Genomic DNA, 21,277 nt, shown 5'->3' on the forward strand with positions numbered 1-21,277 from the left:
CGATCGTGTCCATCCTGGCGGTGCTCAAGACCGGGGCGGCCTACCTGCCCATCGACCCCGCGCACCCCGCGGCCCGCATCGGCTTCATGCTCGCCGACGCCGCGCCCGTCGCGGCGATCACCACCGCCGAGCTGGCCGGCCGGCTGGGCGAGCACGACGTGCCCGTCATCGACGCCGACGGCCCGGCCGTCACCACCCGGCCCGCGGCGGCGTTGCCGGCACCCAGCGCCGAGGACATCGCCTACCTGATCTACACGTCGGGGACCACCGGGGTGCCCAAAGGCGTTGCGGTGAGCCACCGCAGCGTGACCCAGCTGATCGCGTCCGCGGACGCGAACCTGCCGGACGGCGGGGTGTGGTCGCAGTGGCACTCCTACGGCTTCGACGTCTCGGTGTGGGAGATCTTCGGCGCGCTGTTGCGCGGCGGGCGGCTGGTGGTGGTGCCCGACGCGGTGGTGCGGTCCCCGGAGGACCTGCACGCCCTGCTGATCGCCGAGCGGGTCACCGTGCTGAGCCAAACCCCCTCTGCCGCAGCCATGTTGGACCCGGAGGGGTTGGAGTCCGCCGCGCTGGTGGTGGCCGGCGAGGCCTGCCCGACCGAGCTGGTGGACCGGTGGGCGCCGGGGCGCGTGATGATCAACGCCTACGGACCGACCGAGGCCACGGTGTACGCGGCGATCAGCGCGCCGCTGAGGGCGGGCGACGGCGTGGTTCCGATCGGGTCGCCGGTGGCCGGGGCGGCGTTGTTCGTGCTGGACGACTCCCTGCGGCCGGCGCCGCCCGGCGTGGTCGGCGAGCTGTACGTGGCCGGCGCCGGGCTCGCCCGCGGGTATTGGCGACGGCCGGCGCTGACCGCGTCGCGGTTCGTCGCCTGCCCGTTTGGCGGGCCCGGGGCGCGCATGTACCGCACCGGTGACCTGGTGTGCTGGGGCGCGGACGGGCAGCTGCAATACCTGGGCCGGGCCGACGCGCAGGTCAAGATCCGCGGCTACCGCATCGAACTCGGCGAGATCCAGGCGGCGCTGGCCGACCTGGACGGCGTGCGGCAGGCGGCGGTCATCGCCCGCGAGGACCGACCCGGGGACAAGCGCCTGGTCGGCTACGTCACCGGGTCGGCGGAACCCGCCGAGGTGCGCGCCCGGCTGGCCGACCGCCTCCCCGCGTACATGGTTCCGGCGGCGGTGGTGGCGCTCGACGCGCTGCCGCTGACGCCCAACGGCAAGCTCGACAGCCGCGCCCTCCCGGCGCCCGAGTACCGCGACGCCGAGCGCTACCGCGCCCCGAGCACCCCGGCCGAGGAGGTCCTGGCCGGCATCTACGCGCAGGTGCTCGGGGTCGAGCGGGTCGGCGTGGACGACTCCTTCTTCGACCTGGGCGGCGACAGCATCTCGTCGATGCAGGTGGTGACGCGCGCCCGCGCCGCCGGCCTGACGTGCCGGACGCGCGACATCTTCGTCGAACAGACGGTGGCCCGGTTGGCCCGCGTGGTCGGGGTGGCCGACGGCGACGCTGGCGTGACCGACGAGGGCACCGGGGACCTGCCCGCGACGCCGATCATCCGCTGGCTGCAGGGAGTGGACGGTCCCGTCGACCAGTTCAACCAGACGATGGTCGTCGAGGCCCCCGCCGGGGTCGGGGAGGCCGACGCGGTGGCGGTGTTGCAGGCCCTGCTCGACCGGCACGCCATGCTGCGGCTGCGCGTCGACGCGAACTGGTCCCTGACGGTGCCGGAGGCCGGCGCCGTGCGCGCCGCCGACAACCTGCGCGCGGTCGACGCGCTGTCCGACGCGGCGGTGGCGGCGGCACGGTCGCGGCTGAGCCCGGCCGACGGGGTGATGCTGAGCGCGCTGTGGGTCAGCTCCACCCGCCAGTTGGTGCTGATCATCCACCACCTGGCTGTCGACGGCGTCTCCTGGCGAATCCTGTTGGAGGACTTGAACATTGCCTGGGCGCAGCGCAGTGGCGGGCAGCCGGTGGCGCTGCCGCCGGGCGGCACGTCGTTCGCCCGCTGGGCCGCGCTCCTGGACGAGCACGCGCACGCCCCGGCCGTCGTCGAGCGGGCCGACGCCTGGAAGCGCATCGCGGCGGCCCCGCCCGCGCTGCCGGCGGTGCGCCCCGACACGGACACGTACGAGACCGCCGAGCACCTCTCGGTGCGGCTCGACGTGGAGACCACCCGCACGCTGCTCGGCGAGGCGCCGGCCGCCTTCCACGCCGGCGTCAACGACATCCTGTTGATCGGTTACGCGCTGGCGTGGGCCGAGTTCTTGGGCCCCGACCTTCCTGGCGGGGCGCCGGTCGGCATCGACGTCGAGGGTCACGGGCGGCACGAGGAACTGGCCGCCGGCGTGGACCTGTCGCGCACCGTCGGCTGGTTCACCACCAAGTACCCGGTTGCCCTGGCGGTGGGCGAATTGCCTTGGGCGCAAGTGGTTTCCGGTGACCCGGCGCTGGGGGAGGTGCTCAAGGCGGCCAAGGAGCAGCTGCGCGGCATGCCGGATCCGCTGACCTACGGGCTGCTGCGCTACCTGAACGCCGACGTCGACCTGGACGGCTCCGACCCGCCGATCGGCTTCAACTACCTGGGCCGGCTGGGCGGCGCCGCGGCCGAGATGTCGGACGAGCTGTGGCGCATCTGCAGGGACGGCTCGGCCGTCACCGCGACCAGCACGGCGGTCCCCATGCCGCTGATGCACACCGTCGACCTCAACGCGGGAACCGCCGACGGCGAGGCCGGCCCGCAGCTGCACGCCAACTGGACGTGGGCGCCCTCGGCGCTGGACCGCGAGCAGGTCACTCGGCTGAGCCGGCTCTGGTTCGAGGCGCTGACCGGCATCTGCGCCCACGTGCGCGGCGGCGGCGGGGGGCTGACCCCGTCGGACATCCTGCCCGCCCGGCTGGACCAGCGACAGATCGACGAGCTCGAGCGCCTCGACGCCGTCGCCGACGTGCTGCCGTTGACCCCCCTGCAGCAGGGCCTGCTCTTCCACGCCACCACCACGCGGGCGAGCCACGACGACCTGTACGTGGTGCAGCTGGACATCGGCGTCACCGGCCCGCTCGACCCCGACCGGCTGCGCGAGGCGGTGCAAGCGGTGGTGGAGCGGCACCCGCACCTGGTGGCCCGATTCCGCGACCAGTTCGACGAACCGGTGCAGGTCATCCCCGCCAAGCCGGTGATGGCGTGGCGGTACCTGGAGCTCCGGGGCGCCGACGAGCGCGTGCAGGAACTCTGCGCCGCCGAGCGCGCCGCGGTCTACGACCTGGCCGACCGGCCCGCGTTCCGGGTGGCCATGATTCGCACGGCCGAGAACCGGCACCGGCTGGTGCTCACGATTCACCACATCGTGCTGGACGGCTGGTCGGTGCCGATCCTGGTGAACGAGACCTTCGCCAGCCTCACCGGGCAGCGGTTGGCCCCGCCCGCGCCCTATCGCCGGTTCGTCACCTGGCTGGCCGGGCGCGACCTCGACGCCGCGCGGGCGGCGTGGGGCCAGGTGCTCGCCGGCTTCGAGACCCCGACGCTGGTCGGACCGCCGACCAAGCTGGAGCCGGGCGCCCGGGGCCTCACGACGTTCGCGGTGCCCGCCGAGACCACCGCCGCGCTCGCCGAGCTGGCCCGGTCCTGCCAGACCACGGTCAGCACCGTGCTGCAGGCCGCGTGGGCGCAGCTGCTGACCTGGCTGACCGGCAACTACGACGTCGCGTTCGGCACCACCGTCTCCGGCCGGTCGGCCGAGGTGGTGGGCGCCGAATCGATGGTCGGCCTGCTGATCAACACGATCCCGGTGCGCGCCCGCATCACGCCCGCCACCACCACCCGGGAGCTGCTGGACCAGTTGCAGGGCGCGCACAACGAGACGCTCGACCACGAACACCTGTCGCTGAGCGAAATCCACCGGATGACCGGTCACGAACGGCTTTTCGACACGCTGTTCGGCTACGAGAACTATCCGCTGGAAACCTCGGCGATGGCGGTCAACCACGAGCTGTCCATCACCGACTTCAACATGTTCGAGCGCAACCATTACCCGTTGACGATGCAGGCCGCCCTGTCCGGCGACCGGCTCGGACTCCGGGTGGAATACGACGCGGGATTGTTCGACGCGGGCACTATCGACGCGCTCACCGAGCGGCTGCAGCGGGTGTTGGTGGCGATGACCACCGACCCCGCCCGGCGGCTCTCCGCGGTCGACCTGCTGGACGCCCCGGAGCACACGCACCTGGACGGGATCGGCAACCGGGCGGTGCTGGCCCGGCCGGCCCCCACCCCGGTGTCGATCCCGGAGATGTTCGGCGCGCAGGTCGCCCGCCGGCCCGACGCCCTCGCGGTCGGCTGGGACGACCTGTCCCTGACGTACCGCGAGCTCAACGACGCGGCGAACCGGCTGGCGCACCTGCTGGTCGCCGAGGGCGCGGGCCCGGGACAGTCGGTGGCCCTGCTGTTTTCCCGCTCGGCGCAGGCGATCGTGGCGATCCTGGCGGTGCTCAAGACGGGAGCGGCGTACCTGCCGATCGACCCGGCGGCCCCGGCCGCCCGGATCCGGTTCATGCTCACCGACGCCGCGCCGATCGCCGCCATCACCACCGAAGGGTTGCGCTCGCGGCTGGACGGGCGCGACGTCCGGGTCATCGACATCGAGGACGCGCGGATCGCGGGCTACCCGCACACCGCGTTGCCGGCGCCCCCGGCGGACGGCGTCGCCTATCTCATCTACACCTCCGGGACCACCGGCGTGCCCAAGGGCGTGGCGGTCACCCACCAGAACGTGACCCGGCTGATCGGCTCGCTCGACGCCGGCCTGCCGTCCCCCGGCGTGTGGACGCAGTGCCATTCGTACGCCTTCGACGTGTCGGTGTGGGAGATCTTCGCCCCGCTGCTGCGCGGCGGGCGCGTGGTCGTGGTGCCCGAGTCCGTGGTGCGCTCACCGCGGGACTTCCGCGCCCTGCTGGTCGACGAAGGGGTCAGCGTCCTGACCCAGACCCCGTCGGCGGTCGCGGCGCTGGACCCGGCCGGTCTCGACGGGTTGGCGCTGGTGATGGCCGGTGAGCCCTGCCCCGCCGAGGTGGTCGACCGCTGGGCGCCAGGGCGGGTGATGGTCAACGCCTACGGCCCCACCGAGACCACGATGTGCGTGGCGATCAGCGCCCCGCTGGCGGCGGGCTCGGGTGTGCCGCCGATCGGCTCGCCGGTGGCGGGCGCGGCGCTGTTCGTGCTCGACGCCTGGCTGCGGCCGGTGCCGCCCGGGGTGGTCGGCGAACTCTACGTGGCCGGCACCGGCGTGGCCGCCGGCTATGCCGGGCGGGCCGGGCTGACCGGGTCGCGGTTCGTCGCCTGCCCGTTCGGCGGGCCCGGGGCGCGGATGTACCGCACCGGCGACCTGGTGCTTTGGCGGGCCGACGGCCAGCTCAGCTATGTGGGCCGCGCCGACGAGCAGGTCAAGATCCGCGGCTACCGCATCGAACTCGGTGAGGTCCAGGCGGCGCTGGCCCGGTTGGACGGCGTCGAGCAGGCGGTGGTGATCGCCCGCGAGGACCGCCCCGGAGACAAGCGGCTGGTCGGCTACATCACCGGAACGGCCGACCCCGCCGAGGCCCGCACCGCGCTGGCCGGGCGGCTGCCGGTATACATGGTGCCCGCCGCCGTGCTGGGGCTCGACGCACTGCCGCTCACGCCCAACGGCAAACTCGACACCCGCGCCCTGCCCCCGCCCGAGTACACCGGCCGCGGATACCGGGCGCCGTCGAACGCGACCGAGGAGATCCTGGCCGGCACCTTCGCCCGGGTGCTCGGCGTCGAGCGGGTGGGCGTGGACGACTCCTTCTTCGACCTGGGCGGCGACAGCATCTCGGCGATGCGGTTGATCGCCACGCTCAACGCCGACCTGTCCGTCGACCTCGCGGTGCGCACCCTGTTCGACGCGCCCACCGTGCGAAGCCTGAGCCAGCGGCTCGTCACGCACTCCGGTGCCACCCCGGACGTCGTGCCGGTGCAGACCCTGAAGCGCGGCGCCGGCATTCCGGTGTTCTGCATCCACCCCGCGGGCGGCGTCAGCTGGCCGTACCAGGTGCTCGGCAACTACCTGGACTGCCCGATCGTCGGGATACAACAGGTGCCGGAAGCCGCAGAAAGCGAAGCCCGGTCAATCCGGGAGCTGGCGGAAACCTACGCCGACAGGCTGCAGCGGGTGTACCCGTCCGGGCCCTACAACCTGCTCGGCTGGTCGTTTGGCGGCGTCGTCGCCCACGAGGTCGCGATCGCGCTGCAGCGCCGCGGGTGCGACGTCGCCCGCCTCATCCTGCTCGACGCCCAGCCCGCCGTCGGCGACGGCGTCGTCCTGCCGGACGCGCTGGCCGAACACCACCCGGACGCCTGGCGATCCAGGCGGCTCGTCGACCTGCTCACCGACAACGCCCGCAAGAACGCCGCCTGGTACCGGGCGCACCGGCCCGGGGTGTTCCGCGGCAACATCACCGTCTTCGCCGCCACGGCGGACGGCGGCGACCGCGCCGCGTTCCTGGCGTCATTCTGGCGGCCGTACGTGTCCGGCGAGATCCTGACCTACTCGATCGAGTGCGCGCACGACGACATGCTGGCCAACGATTCGGTGGGGCTGTACGGGCAGCGGCTCAGGCATCTCCTCGTCCTCGCCGAACGCCGGCTCGAATTGGCCCACGATGGCCAGCACGCGTCGCGGGACGACAAGCGTCCCGGCGAGCGAGCCGGCTGACTAGTTGCCGACGGCGGCTCTGTGCTGGGGGCAATAGGACGCCACCGAGGCGCCGAGCAGGTAGCCGGCCTCGTGTGCCGACAGGTCCGTGGCCCGCACGACATTCAGCACCAGCGAGGTCGGCGTCTTGCCCTTGTCGAGCCCGGCGCACATGTTGTGCCCGGCGGCGATCGCGGCCCCGCGATCGGTGAAGACGATCCCACTGCGCTGAATCTCCGCGATGAACGCGTCATCGTTTTGATCGGCGGACGCGGGCGCCGCGAAAAGCAATCCGCCCCCCGCAAGCATCACCGCGCCGACAATCACTCGCGTCAAGGTCTTCCTCAAAGTGGCCAACCGCACTCCCTGCCATAACGGTGGCTGAACATTAACCAGAACCGAGGCACCCTTCTCGCCGGCGTTGATCGCGCCACCTCACACAAATCGGCCCCACTCGGCCGGGAAAATGGGTGGTCACGCCCGGACGGCGCCCGGGTCCGGGCCGGCAGCGGGGCGTCGAAAAGGCTTGGGCCGCCTGCGGTCCCATTCACCGGCGGCGCTCCGCGCCTCTCGGCGACCAGACACCCCGCTCGGGACGGACGGCGACGGCCGGACCGCGCGGCCGTGAACGGCGAGAGCAGAGCGCAACCAGGATTTAACAGGCGCGGTGTAACCCGCCGGCGGCATCCGCTTTGCCGCCGATACCGCCGCGGACCGGACCGCCGCACCGACGCATTTCACAGTGGCCGTTAGGGCGCGCCGCGACCGCCTTCGGTATGGTCCAAGGAGTGTGCGGAGTCACCGGGGAGGTACGGCTCGACGGGCGGGTCCCCGACGTAGCAGCGGTGTCCGCAATGGCCGCCGTGATGGCCCCGAGGGGTCCCGATGCGTCGGGCGCCTGGTCGCAGGGGCGTGTCGCGCTCGGCCACCGCCGGCTCAAGATCATCGACCTGAGCGAGGCCGGCGCCCAGCCGATGGTCGACTCGGAACTGGGTCTGGCCATCGCCTTCAACGGCTGCATCTACAACTACAAGGAGCTGCGCCGCGAACTCAGCGGGCACGGCTTCCGGTTCTTCTCGCACAGTGACACCGAGGTGCTGCTCAAGGCCTACCGCCACTGGGGCGACGACTTCGTCAGCCACCTGCACGGCATGTTCGCCTTCGCCATCGTCGAACGCGACAGCGGCCGGGTGCTGCTCGGCCGCGACCGGCTCGGGATCAAGCCGCTCTACCTGACCGAGGACAGCCACCGGATCCGGTTCGCCTCGGCCCTGCCGGCGCTGCTTGCCGGCGGTGGTGTGGACACCCGCATCGACGCGCAGGCGTTGCACCACTACATGACGTTCCACTCGGTGGTCCCGGCGCCGCTGACCATCCTGCGGGGCGTCCGCAAGGTCCCACCCGCTTCGCTTATCGCCATCGAACCCGACGGCCGGCGCACCACCACCACCTACTGGACACCCGACTTCACCCGGCGCGCCGACCGCGCAAGCTGGTCGGAGAGCGATTGGGAAGAGGCGGTGCTGGACGCGCTTCGCGTCGCGGTCAAGCGCCGGCTGGTGGCCGACGTGCCGGTCGGCTGCCTGTTGTCCGGCGGCGTCGACTCCAGCCTGATCGTCGGCCTGCTCGCCGAGGCGGGCCAGCACGGCCTGATGACCTTCTCCATCGGCTTCGAGTCCGCCGGTGGCGTCGAGGGCGACGAGTTCCGGTGGTCCGACATCATCGCCCAGCGCTTCGAAACCGACCACCACCAGATCCGCATCGGAACCGACCGGATGCTGCCCGCGCTCGACGGCGCCATCGGCGCGATGAGCGAGCCGATGGTCAGCCACGACTGTGTTGCGTTCTACCTGCTCAGCCAAGAAGTGGCGCGCCACGTGAAGGTCGTGCAGTCCGGCCAGGGCGCCGACGAGGTGTTCGCCGGCTACCACTGGTACCCGCCGATGGGTTCGCCGGCCGCGGCTTCGCTGCAGGGTTCGGTGGCCGAATACCGCGGCGCCTTCTTCGATCGCGATTCGGCGGAGCTGGCGGGCCTGCTGGGCCCGGGCATCATGGCGGCGGACGACCCCAGCGAGCGCTTCGTCACCGAGCACTTCGCCCGCGCGGGCGCCGAGACGGGCGTCGACCGGGCGCTGCGGCTGGATACCACCGTGATGCTGGTGGACGACCCGGTGAAGCGCGTCGACAACATGACCATGGCCTGGGGCCTGGAGGGCCGGGTGCCGTTCCTGGACCACGAGTTGGTCGAGCTCGCGGCGACCTGCCCGCCGGAGCTCAAGATCGCCCACGAAGGCAAGGGCGTCCTCAAACAGGCGGCGCGGCGGGTGATTCCGTCGGCGGTCATCGACCGGCCCAAGGGATACTTCCCCGTTCCGGCGCTGACCCACCTCGAGGGGCCCTACCTCGACATGGTGCGCGACGCGCTCTATGCGCCAGTTGCCAAGGAGCGCGGCCTGTTTCGCACCGAGGCGGTCGACGCCCTGCTGGCCGACCCCAACGGCAAGCTGACCCCGTTGCGCGGCAACGAACTCTGGCAGATCGCCCTGCTGGAACTCTGGCTGCAGCGGCACGGCATTTCGGGCCCCGTGGCATGACCGTCATCGATCCCTCCGGCGACCACACCGAGGCGATCACACTCGGTCTGCACGACGCGTCACCGCCGGAGTTGGTCGAGGCGATGGCCAAGGATGTCGAGCTCGAATTGGGTTGGGGCCGACTGATTTTCGGGCAGACCTTCGCCGACGCCCACCAGCTGGTGGAGGCGCTGCGGCGGGAGGGGCCCGGGCGCCGCGACATCTGCATCTACGCGCGCGAATCCCACGTCGTGGTCGCCGAAGCGCCCACCGAGCTTTTCATCGACCCCAGCCACACCTATCGGCTGCGGTTCACCGAGTCCACCGCCGAGGAGCTGTCGGCCGCGCCGCTCGGCGTGACCGTGCGCACGCTGAACGACCCGGTCGACGCCGACGCGATGAACCGCGTCTACGTGCGCTGCGGAATGGTCCCGGCCGGCGTCGACGTCATCTGGAACAACCACCTGAACGTGCCGGCGGTGACCTATTTGCTGGCCGTGCGCGACGCCGACGGCGCGGTGGTGGGCACGGTGACCGGCGTCGACCACGAGCTGCTGTTCTCCGACCCGGAGCAGGGATCGAGCCTGTGGACCCTGGCCGTCGACCCCGCGGCCGGCCTCCCCGGCATCGGGGCGGCGCTGACCCGTGCCCTGGCCGAGCGCTTCCGCGACGCGGGCCGCGCCTACATGGACCTGTCCGTCGCGCACGACAACGCCGCCGCCATCGGCCTGTACGAGAAGCTCGGCTTTGTCCGCGTTCCGGTGCTGGCGATCAAGCGCAAGAACGCGATCAACGAGCCGCTGTTCAGCCCGCCGCCCGAGACGGTCGACGACCTCAACCCCTACGCCCGGATCATCGCCGACGAGGCGCTGCGTCGGGGCATCTGGGTCGAGGTGCTCGACGCCGAGACCGGCGAGATGCGGCTCACCCACGGCGGCCGCAGCGTCGTCACCCGCGAATCGCTGTCCGAATACACCTCGGCGGTGGCCATGTGCCGTTGCGACGACAAGCGCCTGACGCGCCGCCTGGTTTCGGAGGCCGGGATCACGGTGCCCCGCGCCCGGCTGGCCACCTTCGACGAGGGCGACTACAACTTCCTCACCGAGGTCGGCGAGGTGGTGGTGAAACCGACCCGCGGCGAGCAGGGGAAGGGCATCACGGTCGGCGTGACCGCCGACAACGGCCCCGAGGACCTGGCCGCCGCGCTGGCCCGCGCCCGCCAGCATTACCCGGACGTGCTGATCGAGCAGCGGGTGCAGGGCGACGACCTGCGGCTGGTGGTGATCGACGGCCGGGTGGTGGCGGCGGCGCTGCGGATGCCGCCCGAGATCATCGGCACGGGGGAGCACAGCATCCGCGACCTGATCGCGGCCGAAAGCCGGCGGCGCTCGGCGGCCACTGGCGGCGAGTCCCGCATCCCGCTCGACGACCTCACCGAGGCGACGGTCGCCGAGGCGGGCTGGTCGCTGGACGACGTGCTGCCCCAGGGCAGCCGCCTGCGCGTGCGCCGCACCGCCAACCTGCACCAGGGCGGAACCATCCACGACGTCACCGCCGTGGTGAACCAGGAGCTGTGCCGGGTCGCGGTGACGGCGGCCGAGGCGATCGGCATCCCCGTGACGGGCATCGACCTGCTGGTGCCCGACGTCACCGGCGCCGAGTACGCCTTCATCGAGGCCAACGAGCGACCGGGGCTGGCCAACCACGAACCCCAGCCCACCGCCGCGGCTTTCATCGACTTCCTGTTCCCCGGCCACCCCGGCCAGCCGGCGGCCTGGACCCCCGAGGAGTCGCGCGCCGACCGCGGTTGATGCTTGCCTTGCGGCTCGTCTGGGTAATGCTGGGGAACGTCATTCGGATTGGAGCCAGATGAGCGGAAGCGTGCAAACCGGAACCATCACCACCCACGTGCCGGCGCGCCTGGACCGGCTGCCCTGGTCGCGGTTCCACTGGCGCGTCGTCATCGGGCTCGGCGGGGTGTGGATCCTCGACGGGCTCGAGGTAACGATGGTCGGCAACGTGTCCGCTCGCCTCACCGAGAAGGGCAGCGGCATCGACCTGAACGCGGCGCAGATCGGCATGGCCGCCGCGTTCTACATCGCCGGCGCGTGCCTGGGTGCGCTGTTCTTCGGCCACCTGACCGACCGCTTCGGCCGGCGCAATCTGTTCATGTTGACCCTCGCCGTGTACCTGGCCGCCACCGTCGCGACCGCATTCGCTTTCGCCCCTTGGTATTTCTTCGTCGCACGGTTCTTCACCGGCGCCGGCATCGGCGGCGAGTACGCCGCGATCAATTCGGCGATCGACGAGTTGATCCCCGCGCGGCTGCGCGGTCGCGTCGACCTGATCATCAACGGGACCTACTGGCTCGGGTCGGCGGCGGGAGCCGCCGGCGCCCTCGTCCTGCTCGACACGTCGAACTTCGCGCCCAACATCGGCTGGCGGCTCGCCTTCGGCGTGGGCGCCATCTTCGGCATCTTCGTGCTCCTGGTCCGGCGCAACGTCCCGGAAAGCCCGCGGTGGTTGTTCATCCACGGCCGCGACGAGGAGGCCGAGCGGGTGGTCGGCGAGATAGAGGAGGCGGTGGAGCGCGAAACCGGGGAGCCGCTGCCCGAGCCGCAGGGGCGCAAGCTCAGAATCCGCCAGCGGCAGACGATTTCGTTCCGGGAAATTGCCCGGGTGGCGTTCAAGCTCTACCCGCGGCGCGCGGTGCTCGGGCTGGCGCTGTTCACCGGGCAGGCGTTCCTCTACAACGGCGTCACGTTCAACCTGGGCACGCTGCTGAGCGGGTTCTACGGCGTGCCGTCGGGCAAGGTGCCGCTCTTCTTCATCCTCTGGGCGCTCAGCAATTTCGTCGGGCCGCTGGCGCTGGGCCACCTGTTCGACACCGTCGGCCGCAAGCCGATGATCACGGCCACCTACCTCGGGTCGGCGGTGGTGGCCGTGGTCCTCGCGGTCCTCTTCGTGACCCGGACCGGCGGCGTCTGGACGTTCATCGCCGTCCTCGCGGTCGCGTTCTTCCTGGCCTCGGCGGGCGCCAGCGCCGCCTACCTGACGGTCAGCGAGATCTTCCCGATGGAGACCAGGGCGCTGGCGATCGCGTTCTTCTACGCCGTGGGCACCGCGATCGGCGGCATCACCGGCCCGCTGCTGTTCGGGCAGCTGATCAATTCCGGGGAGCGCGGCCAGGTGATGTGGTCGTTCCTGACCGGCGCCGCGGTGATGGCGATCGCGGGCCTGGTCGAGCTGTGGCTCGGGATCGCGGCCGAGCGGCGCCCGCTCGAAGAGCTCGCGCTGCCGCTGACGGTCGACGAGGCCGGGGCCGACGACCGCGGCCCGTCTTCCGTTTGAAACCATCGCGGCGATACCGGTGACGCGGGCGTAACAATTCCGCCATCGAGAATTCCTAATGTGAGTCGGTCCACTAGACGCGGGCCCCTCAGCGATAGGAATTCCATTGAGCGGTAATGCGGTGCGCCTTCAGGCGATCAACAATGTCGAGGCATACGTTCCCCCCGCGGTCAGCTTCGTCCCGGGCGAACTGCCGGGGGAGATCTTCGGCTCCAACGTCTTCACCAAGGCGGAGATGCAGGCGCGGCTGCCCAAGGCGGTGTACAAGTCCGTCGTGGCGACCATCGACAAGGGCGCCAAGCTGGACCCCGCGGTGGCCGACGCGGTCGCGGTCGCGATGAAGGATTGGGCGCTGGAGAAGGGCGCCACCCATTACGCGCACGTCTTCTACCCGATGACCGGGCTGACCGCCGAGAAGCACGACAGCTTCTTGGAACCCGTCTCCGACGGCCAGACCCTCGCCGAGTTCGCGGGCAAGACCCTGATCCAGGGTGAGCCAGACGCCTCCAGCTTCCCCTCGGGCGGGCTCCGCAGCACCTTCGAGGCGCGCGGCTACACCGGCTGGGACGTGACCAGCCCCGCCTACGTGCTGGAGAACCCGAACGGCAACACGCTCTGCATCCCAACGGTATTCGTGTCGATGACCGGTGAGGCGCTCGACTACAAGACGCCGCTGCTGCGCAGCCAGCAGGCGATGGGCGTCCACGCCGAACGCATTCTGACGCTGTTCGGCCACAAGGACCTCAACAAGGTGGTGTCCTTCTGCGGGCCGGAACAGGAGTACTTCCTGGTCGACCGGCACTTCTTCCTGGCGCGGCCGGACCTGATCAACGCCGGGCGGACCGTGTTCGGCGCCAAGCCCCCCAAGGGGCAGGAATTCGACGACCACTACTTCGGGTCGGTGCCCGAGCGGGTGCTCGGCTTCATGATGGACACCGAACGGGAGCTGTTCAAGCTCGGCATCCCCGCCAAGACCCGGCACAACGAGGTCGCCCCCGGCCAGTTCGAGGTGGCGCCGATGTTCGAGCGCGCCAACATCGCGTCCGACCACCAGCAGCTGCTGATGACGGTGTTCAAGACGCTGGCGAAAAAGCATGGCATGGAATGCCTTTTCCACGAGAAGCCGTTCGCCGGTGTCAACGGCTCGGGCAAACACGTCAACTTCTCGGTGGGCAACGCGGAGCTGGGTTCGTTGCTGGTGCCGGGCGACACGCCGCACGAGAACGCCCAGTTCCTGGTGTTCTGCGCCGCCGTGATCCGCGCCGTGCACAAGTTCGGCGGGCTGCTTCGCGTGTCGGTCGCCTCCGCCACCAACGACCACCGGCTGGGCGCCAACGAGGCGCCGCCGGCGATCATCTCGATCTTCCTCGGCGAGCAGCTCGCCGACGTGTTCGAGCAGATCGCCAAGGGCGCGGCGACCTCGTCAAAGGGCAAGGGCACCATGATCATCGGCGTCGACACCCTGCCGCCGCTGCCGACCGATCCCGGCGACCGGAACCGGACCAGCCCCTTCGCGTTCACCGGCAACCGGTTCGAGTTCCGCGCGCCGGGCTCGGGGCAGACGGTCGCCGTGCCGATGATCGTCCTCAACACGATCATGGCCGACTCGTTCGACTACATCGCAACGACTTTGGAGCGGGCCGTCGAGGCCGGCGAGGATTTCGACGCGGCGGTGCAGAAGCTGCTCACCGAGATCATCACCGATCACGGCGCGGTGGTGTTCAACGGGGACGGCTATTCGGAGAACTGGCAGATCGAGGCGGCCGAGCGCGGGTTGCCCAACCTCAAGACGACGCTGGACGCCATTCCGGAACTCATCAAGCCCGAATCCGTCGAAGTCTTCGAGAAATATGGGGTTTTCAACGAACGCGAGCTGCACAGCCGCTACGAGGTCAGGCTGGAGCAGTACGCGCTGACCATCGGCGTCGAGGCGAAGTTGGCCCTGGAGATCGGGACGACAGTCATCCTGCCGGCGGCCCTGCGCTACCAGACCGAGCTGGCCCAGAACGTCGCCACGTTGAAGGCCGCCGGCGTGGAGCCGAATATGGTTGCGCTGGAGGCTGTTTCGGCACCGCTCACCGACCTCACCACCGCGCTGGGGACCCTGACCGAGGCGCTGTCGCAGCATTCGGCGGAATCGGCGCTCGAGGAGGCCCAGCACGCCCAGGAGGCGCTGCTGCCGGCGATGGACGCGGTGCGCGCCGCCGCCGACGCGCTGGAAGGCGTTGTGGCCGACGACCTGTGGCCGCTGCCGACCTACCAGGAGATGCTCTACATCCTGTAGGGGTCAGCCGTAGGCGTCCCACCACGTGTGCAGGTCCTCGACGCTGGCCGGGTCGCCGGACACGTCGCTGAGCATGAGCTTCTCGTCGTTGGTCCAGATCACGTTCGGGTGATTGTTGTAGGTGCCGCAGGCGATCAGCCCGGCCATGTCGTTGGGCGTCTGGTCGTAGTGCCAGCTGACGGGCGAGCGCCCCTCGCCGGGGCAGTTCACCAGGCTGACGTTCGCGATGTCGTCGTTGAAGGCCTTCTTCAGCCGGTCGGGCGTCGCGAACAGCCCATAGGTGGCCCGACTGGGGCCGCCGGGCTGGGTGTTCTGCCCGCAGGTCACCATCGCCACCGCGTGCACCCAGATGCTGCCCGACTCCGGGGTGGCGGGCGTGCACGTGCCGGCCAGGTAGCCGGGCGGGAGCAGGCTGATCAGCCGGGCCTGTTGGTCGTTGGGGGCGGCCGATGACGGGGGTGGGGTTTTCGCGACGGTGGCCTTGGCGTGCCGCTGGCCGGAGGGTTTGAGCGCCAGCCAGATCCCGACGGCGCCGACGGCGGCGACGGCCACCACGGCGGCGGCGACGATCGGCCAGCGGTGGCGCCCGCGCGGCTCCGTCCGCTGCCCGAATTCAGCTGCGGGAGAGACGATTTCACTTTCCCGCAGGATCGTCTCGGCGCGTTCGCGCTCGGGGCTGCTGAGCGCCCTGTGCGCGGCGTCGGCCAGGGCGCCGGCGGTGGGGTAGCGCTCGATCGGATTCTTGGCCATGCCGCCGGCGACCACCGGGTCGAACGCCGGGCTCACGCCGGACCCGTGCTCGCTGGGCTTGGGAATGGGCTGCATCATGTGCGCGCTGATCAGCGTCGCGGTGCTGTCGCCGCGGTAGGGCGGTGCGCCGGTCAGGCATTCGTACAGCACGCAGGCCAGCGCGTAGACGTCGGCGCGGGGGGTTACCTCCTCGCTCGAAAACCGTTCGGGCGCCATGTATTTCATGGTGCCGACCGCGGTGCCCAGTTGGGTGAGTTTCTCGTCGGACGTCGCGCTGGCGATCCCGAAGTCGGCGAGGTAGGCGAAGTCGTCGCCGGTGATCAGGATGTTCTGCGGTTTGACGTCGCGGTGGGTCACGCCGGCGGCGTGTGCGGCGTCGAGGGCCGAGGCGATCTGGTGGATGATGGCCACCGCCCGCGGCGCCGGAAGCGGTCCGTCCCGTTCCAGCAGGCTGGCCAGATCGACGCCTTCGATAAGGCGCATCTCGAGATACAGTTGCCCGTCGATCTCGCCGTAATCGTGGATCGGGACCACGTGGGGCTCGAGCAGCCGGCCCGTGATGCGGGCCTCGCGTTCCATGCGTTTGCGGAACACCGGATCCTGGCTGAAGGTGTGCGACATCAGCTTCAGCGCCACCGTCCACTGCTTGACCGTGTGCTCGGCCTCGTAGACCTCGCCCATCCCGCCCCGGCCGAGCAGTCGCGTCAGCCGGTAGGGGCCGAACATCGTCCCCACCCGCGAGCCCTGCGCGCCGGTCATCGCCTGACTCCCATCGCGATCAATCCCGTCAGCGGGCCGGGGGAGAGACCTGCGTGACGGTGCCGTCCGGGGCCAGCGCGATGGTGCCGGACAGGGCGCCGTCGGAGACGTTGATGCGCAGGTTCAGGCCGCCGTCCTTGCGCGACTCGATTGCCAGGAACACCCGGTTGGCGTCGTAGACGTGCAGGGTCTGGGGCGCTTGCTGCACGACGCCGACGACCGCTTGCACGTCGAACTTGCCGAGGTCGCCGACCGTCAAGCGGGAGGGCACGGAGCTCTTGGATCCCACGGTCGCCCAATTGCCGTCGCGGTAAAGCCACGTCACCAGCTTCTGGGCGTTCGCGGTGTCGGGTCGCTGGACCACCACCTGGTCCTGATAGATGTTCAGTTGGTAACCCAGTGTGTCGCCGAACTGGGCCCGCATCTGGGCCAGCACCCCGGTCACCCCGCTCAGCGACAACAGCTGCGGCGGCGGGGGTGCCGGGCTGGTGGTCGCGGCCGAGGGGGCGCTCGCCGCCGTGGCGGTGGACGTGGTCGACGACGCCGTCGGCGCCGAGCCGGTGTCGCGTTGCAGGGCCCAGGTGGTGCCGGCGCCGAGCAGCACGACGGCCACGGCCGCGGCGATCCAGACCCGGCGGTCGATCCGCGGTGGTGCCGCCGGCGAGACGGCGGGGTGCGCCTGCAGGTCGGTCACCAGCGATTGCAGCTCCCGCAGCGTCGTGGCCCGGGTGGCGGCGCTCACCCGTTCGCGGTGCTCTTCGGTGGACAGCTGGCCGTCACCGAGCGCCGCGTCGAGCAGCTGGCACGTCCGGTTGCGGTCGTCGTCGGTCGCCCTGATGTCATCGCTCATCGTCATCCGAGGAGCTTCGTCAGCCAGGTCGGGTCGGAATAGTTCACCGACGCGGTGCCGTCCCACACGAACGGGGTGGAGTTGGCGTTGAGCCCGGCGAGCGTCGCGTAACCGGCCGCGGATTTCGCCTTGCCCGAGCCGACGTCGTCTCCGGACTTGATACAGGTCATCACCTCGGCGTCAGCGCCCACGGTCTTGGCCAGTTGCGCCAGTTCGCCGTCGGTGCGGTCCTCCGCGGCGTCCTCGGCCGGCTGGAAGTTGCTGGCGAACAAGCCCGAATAGAAGTCGGTGTACAGCTTCGGGTCGTTTTGCGCGGCAACGCAGTACGACGCCGCCACGGCCCGCGTCGAGTAGTTCTTGCTGTGCGACTTGTCGTCGAGAAAGTCGAGCAGGTGGTAGCGCACCGCGAGCTTCTTGTTGTTCACGGCGGTTTCGATGTCCCCCGCGTTCGACCGGATGAAGCTTCCGCACGGCGGGCAGATGGGTTCGTTGAAGATGTCGATCGTCGTCGCGGCCGCCGAGCTGCCGACGAACACGCCGTCGTCGAGGACGCGGAGCGCGACGGCGTCCGCCGGTGGCGGTGCTTTCGTCGGCGTCGTCGTCGGCGCCGACGGTTCCCACGGCCGCACGACGGCGAGGACCACGCCGACGATGGCCACCAGGGCGACGCCGGCGGCGCCGGCCCACAGCCAGGGCTTCCTGCTCGGCCGCGGCGGTTGGCCCCACGGCGTCCCGGTGGTGGCGGGCCCCCAGGTGGGGGAGCCGCCCCAGCCCGTCGGCTGGGGCACCGGGGGCGTCGGCGCCCACATCGGGCCGGACGACGGGGCGTACGCGGGCGGAGCCTGGGGGGCCCCCGAGGGCCGCTGTTCGGCGGGCGCGGCCGGCACCCGCGCGACCTGGCTGCGCTGCAGGATGTCGGTGGCCCGGTCCTGGTCCGGCTCGGCCAGTGCCGCGTACGCCGCCGACGACAGGTCCCCGCAGGTGGCGTAGCGATCCGCGGGATCCTTGGCCATGCCGCGGGCGATCACCCCGTCGAAGGCCGCGGGGATGCCGGGCCGCGCGGCGCTGGGCTTGGGGATCGCCTGGTGCAGGTGGGCGCCCATCACGCTGATCTGGTCGCCGGTGTAGGGCGGGGACCCGGTCAGGCATTCGTACAAGACGCAGGCCAGCGCGTAGATGTCGGCCCGCTGGGTCACCTCGGAGTCGCTGAACCGCTCCGGGGCCATGTACTTGACCGTGCCCACCGTGGTGCCGATCTGCGTCAGCTTCTCGTCGGCGGTGGCACTGGCTATCCCGAAGTCGACCAGGTAGGCGAAGTCCTCGCCGCTCACCAGGATGTTCTCCGGCTTCACGTCGCGATGCAGGACCCCGGCGGCGTGGGCGGCGTCCAGCGCCGAGCCGATCTGGCGCACGATCGCCACCGCCCGGGGCGGGGCGAGCGGCCCATACCGGCTCAGCATCGAGGCCAGGTCTTTGCCGTCGATCAGGCGCATGTCGACGTAGAGCTGGCCGTCGATTTCGCCGAAGTCGTGGATCGGGACGACGTGGGGTTCCTGCAGCCGGCCCGCGGTGCGGGCCTCGCGCTGCATGCGGGAGCGGAAGACCGGGTCGTTGGACAGCGTCTGCGACATCAGCTTGAGCGCGACGGTGCGCTCCCGGACCGTGTCCTCCGCCTCGTAGACGTCGCCCATGCCGCCGCGGCCGATCAGCCGCCGCAGCCGATAGGGCCCGAACTGCGAACCCTCCCGCGTATCCGCGGTCGTGTCACCCATCCCGACTCCTCAGTCACCGACCGTGCGCAGGCATAAGGCTAAGGTTTCGCCGGCCGGAGGGCACGACGAATAGCGAAAGCCAGCCAGTTGGGCAAGCGATTAATCGTCGTCACCGGTGGTGCGTTCGCGCAGCCCCTCGCGTGACAGCGCCCGGACGAATCCGAACGCCTGCATCCCGGCGGGGCCGGGGTTTTCGGTGATCCAGTCGTTGATCCTGCCCAGTGCGTTCGCCAGATCGTCACGCTTGACGCGGATGAGATAGGTCATTCTGTCGTCGTCCGGATCGTCGAGGGATTCGGCGACGGCGACGGGATTCTTGAAGGCGTACGCGATCCCGTGCACGGCGTCGTGGTTGAGCGCCCATTGAACTTCGCTGGGCCGCAGCCGGTTCACCGCCAGATTGCGGTAGTCGTGGTCGTCTTTTGCGCTGCTCACCTGGCCGATATTCCTCCTCTGTGTGGCTCGAGAAAGTGGACGGCGATGAACTGAAGACGATGCCGCGCAGGCGATTCGATACGCGCACGCAACCGGGCATTTCCATCATAGGAAGCGGTGTGGTCGGCTGCATGTCGAGCGGAATTCAGCGGCGATATTTCAAGAACACGTAGTCATCGCAAGCCAGCGCGTGCTCGAGGCGCATCGCCACCGGCGCGGGCAGCGGCGACGGGGTGGGCCGGTGGCCCGCGGGCTGGCTCGCGGCGAGTTTGGGGGCCAGCGTCACGCAGATCTCCGCGACGGCGTCGGCTTCCACCAGCTCGTCCAGCACGGTCGGACCGCCCTCGCACAGGATGCGGTGCATGCCCTGTTCGCGCAGCAGGGCGACGGCGCGCGCCACGTCGACGGAGTCCTCGCCGGCCACCAGGAGCCGTCGGCCGGCGTCGTCGCGCGCGGCCGCGGCGCGCGCGCAGGTGACCACGATCGGGGGCTGCTCGGGGCGGCTGAACAGCCTTTCGGGGAGCCGGCCGCTGCGGCTGATCACCGCGATCGGGGGCGGCACGGTTCGTTCCGAATCGGTGAGCCGCACCGGGCCGTAGTTCTCGGCGCGCGCGGTGCCGGCGCCCACCAGGACGACGTCGGCGAAGCCGCGCAGGATCCTCAGCAGCTGTTGGTCGGTGGGGCACGACAGCGGGCCGGCCCGGCCGGCGAACGCGGCGGCGCCGTCGGCGCTGAAGATCATGTTGGCCCGCACGCCCTGCGGCGGATCGGCGTAGAACGACGCGAGCTCGGTGATGCCGGCGACGGTGCCCACCCGGGGGATCACCGCTACGCCTCGTGGCCGGGTTCGAGGTGCCGGACGTCGCCGAAGGACACCCAGCTCTCCAGTTCGCGCGGCGGGCTGCCGTCGACGGGCGCGAGCAGATGCCCGACGTGGTCGCCCAGCGAGAAACGCTCGAGGATCTCGCCGACGAACCAGGCCGCCGCGTCGTCGAGGATGGGCAGCTGCGCCGGGCCGGTGTGCCACGAGCAGCGGTCGAACTTGTCGGTCGTGTCGCCGGTCTGGGTGCCGAACAGCTCCACGGTGTCCAGGTGGTCGTGGTCGAAGACGTGCACCGCGAGGTGGGTCGCGTCGCCGGCGACCCGGAAGGTGTGGTTCTTCTTCGACAGCCCCACCAGGAATCGGGGCGGGTGGATGCTGGTCTGGCTGGCGAATCCGACCAGGCAGCCCGCCGCGACGCCCCCGGCCCGCGTGGTGACGACGAACATCGGATAGTTGAGCAGGGCGACCAGCTTTTCGAAGGCGTCTTCTCCGGGTTCGGCCATCCGCTCAGTCTTCCCGTTCGGCCCGCGCCGGAATCGCGCGGTGCCCCTAGGACTGGCAGCAGGGTTCGTCGCTGGTTTCTCCGAAGGTCTCGGAGTCGGCGAGCACGGTGTAGACCTCCCAGCGTTCGCCGCCGGGGCTGGTGACCCACACCTTGTCCTGGTTGGCGTAGCAGCAGGTGGTGTCGAGCTCCTCGTCGGTGACCAGCCCGCCCTCGGTGAGGCGGGCGATCTCGGCGTGCACGGTGTCACTCGAGGCGACCTCCACGCCCAGGTGGTTGAGGCTGCCGCCGTGGCCGGGATTCTCCAGGAGCACCAGCTTGAGCGGGGGGTCGGCGATCGCGAAATTGGCGTAGCCGGGTTTGACCTTGGCCGGTTCAGCGTTGAACAGCTTGGAGTAAAACGCGATCGCCTCGTCGAGGTCGTCGACGTTGAGGGCTAATTGCACGCGAGACATGGGGTGTCCTTTC

Annotated in this window: 13 protein-coding genes; 5 read left to right on the forward strand and 8 right to left on the reverse strand. The window is 70.7% G+C overall.

The window, feature by feature from the left end; genetic code table 11:
* Window positions 1-6,731: non-ribosomal peptide synthetase (locus WU80_RS11735; RefSeq protein WP_156349709.1), on the forward strand; the 6,731-nt coding region annotated here is incomplete at its 5' end.
* Here the strand turns inward: WU80_RS11735 and WU80_RS11740 are convergent.
* The gene (locus WU80_RS11740; protein ID WP_231633812.1) at window positions 6,732-7,037 is read right to left on the reverse strand and encodes a DUF732 domain-containing protein; all 306 of its coding nucleotides are present in this window, start codon (window positions 7,035-7,037) and stop codon (window positions 6,732-6,734) included.
* Window positions 7,038-7,498: 461 nt separating this feature from the next.
* On the opposite strand from WU80_RS11740, the gene WU80_RS11745 reads away from it, so the two are divergent.
* The 4 genes from WU80_RS11745 (at window position 7,499) to WU80_RS11760 (ending at window position 14,918) form a co-directional block, all read left to right on the forward strand.
* Window positions 7,499-9,304 (forward strand): N-acetylglutaminylglutamine amidotransferase, encoded by a 1,806-nt coding sequence (locus tag WU80_RS11745; RefSeq protein ID WP_055405225.1) that lies wholly within the window; start codon window positions 7,499-7,501, stop codon window positions 9,302-9,304.
* The gene (ngg, locus tag WU80_RS11750) at window positions 9,301-11,094 is read left to right on the forward strand and encodes an N-acetylglutaminylglutamine synthetase (protein ID WP_055405224.1); all 1,794 of its coding nucleotides are present in this window, start codon (window positions 9,301-9,303) and stop codon (window positions 11,092-11,094) included. The genes WU80_RS11745 and ngg overlap by 4 nt, the downstream gene beginning before the upstream one ends.
* 58 nt (window positions 11,095-11,152) lie before the next feature.
* Window positions 11,153-12,634: an MFS transporter gene (locus WU80_RS11755; protein WP_055405760.1), complete on the forward strand. Its 1,482-nt coding sequence runs from the start codon at window positions 11,153-11,155 to the stop codon at window positions 12,632-12,634.
* Window positions 12,635-12,740: 106 nt separating this feature from the next.
* Window positions 12,741-14,918: a glutamine synthetase III gene (locus WU80_RS11760; RefSeq protein ID WP_055403643.1), complete on the forward strand. Its 2,178-nt coding sequence runs from the start codon at window positions 12,741-12,743 to the stop codon at window positions 14,916-14,918.
* A 3-nt stretch (window positions 14,919-14,921) separates the two neighbouring features.
* Here the strand turns inward: WU80_RS11760 and WU80_RS11765 are convergent, their stop codons facing one another.
* The 7 genes from WU80_RS11765 to WU80_RS11795 form a co-directional block, all read right to left on the reverse strand.
* Complete coding sequence (locus tag WU80_RS11765; RefSeq protein WP_055403644.1) at window positions 14,922-16,427, reverse strand: serine/threonine-protein kinase; 1,506 nt, start codon at window positions 16,425-16,427, stop codon at window positions 14,922-14,924.
* A 28-nt stretch (window positions 16,428-16,455) separates the two neighbouring features.
* Window positions 16,456-17,283, reverse strand: coding sequence for a DUF1707 domain-containing protein (locus WU80_RS11770; protein ID WP_082459877.1), 828 nt, complete (start codon window positions 17,281-17,283; stop codon window positions 16,456-16,458).
* Complete coding sequence (locus tag WU80_RS11775) at window positions 17,280-19,049, reverse strand: serine/threonine protein kinase PknE (protein ID WP_055403646.1); 1,770 nt, start codon at window positions 19,047-19,049, stop codon at window positions 17,280-17,282. Before WU80_RS11775 ends, WU80_RS11770 begins: the two co-directional genes overlap by 4 nt.
* Window positions 19,050-19,148: 99 nt before the next feature.
* The gene (locus tag WU80_RS11780) at window positions 19,149-19,484 is read right to left on the reverse strand and encodes a hypothetical protein (protein ID WP_055403647.1); all 336 of its coding nucleotides are present in this window, start codon (window positions 19,482-19,484) and stop codon (window positions 19,149-19,151) included.
* 145 nt (window positions 19,485-19,629) lie between these two features.
* Entirely contained in the window at window positions 19,630-20,310 is a 681-nt protein-coding gene (locus WU80_RS11785; protein WP_082459878.1) for a pyrimidine reductase family protein, read from the reverse strand.
* A gap of 2 nt (window positions 20,311-20,312) precedes the next feature.
* Window positions 20,313-20,810: a flavin reductase family protein gene (locus tag WU80_RS11790; protein ID WP_055403648.1), complete on the reverse strand. Its 498-nt coding sequence runs from the start codon at window positions 20,808-20,810 to the stop codon at window positions 20,313-20,315.
* Window positions 20,811-20,856: 46 nt separating this feature from the next.
* On the reverse strand, window positions 20,857-21,264 hold the full coding sequence (locus WU80_RS11795; protein WP_055403649.1) for an ArsI/CadI family heavy metal resistance metalloenzyme: 408 nt from the start codon (window positions 21,262-21,264) through the stop codon (window positions 20,857-20,859).
* Window positions 21,265-21,277 lie beyond the last annotated feature (13 nt).

It is taken from the genome of Mycobacterium sp. UM_11 (assembly GCF_001414075.1).
In the GTDB taxonomy this organism is placed as follows: Bacteria; Actinomycetota; Actinomycetes; order Mycobacteriales; family Mycobacteriaceae; genus Mycobacterium.

Bases quoted from the DNA above. Each gene is read 5' to 3' on its own strand.
- ngg (WP_055405224.1), top strand. From the start codon at position 9,301: ATGACCGTCATCGATCCCTCCGGCGACCACACCGAGGCGATCACACTC.
- WU80_RS11790 (WP_055403648.1), bottom strand. From the start codon at position 20,810: ATGGCCGAACCCGGAGAAGACGCCTTCGAAAAGCTGGTCGCCCTGCTC.
- WU80_RS11770 (WP_082459877.1), bottom strand. From the start codon at position 17,283: ATGACGATGAGCGATGACATCAGGGCGACCGACGACGACCGCAACCGG.
- WU80_RS11775 (WP_055403646.1), bottom strand. From the start codon at position 19,049: ATGGGTGACACGACCGCGGATACGCGGGAGGGTTCGCAGTTCGGGCCC.
- WU80_RS11755 (WP_055405760.1), top strand. From the start codon at position 11,153: ATGAGCGGAAGCGTGCAAACCGGAACCATCACCACCCACGTGCCGGCG.
- WU80_RS11765 (WP_055403644.1), bottom strand. From the start codon at position 16,427: ATGACCGGCGCGCAGGGCTCGCGGGTGGGGACGATGTTCGGCCCCTAC.
- WU80_RS11795 (WP_055403649.1), bottom strand. From the start codon at position 21,264: ATGTCTCGCGTGCAATTAGCCCTCAACGTCGACGACCTCGACGAGGCG.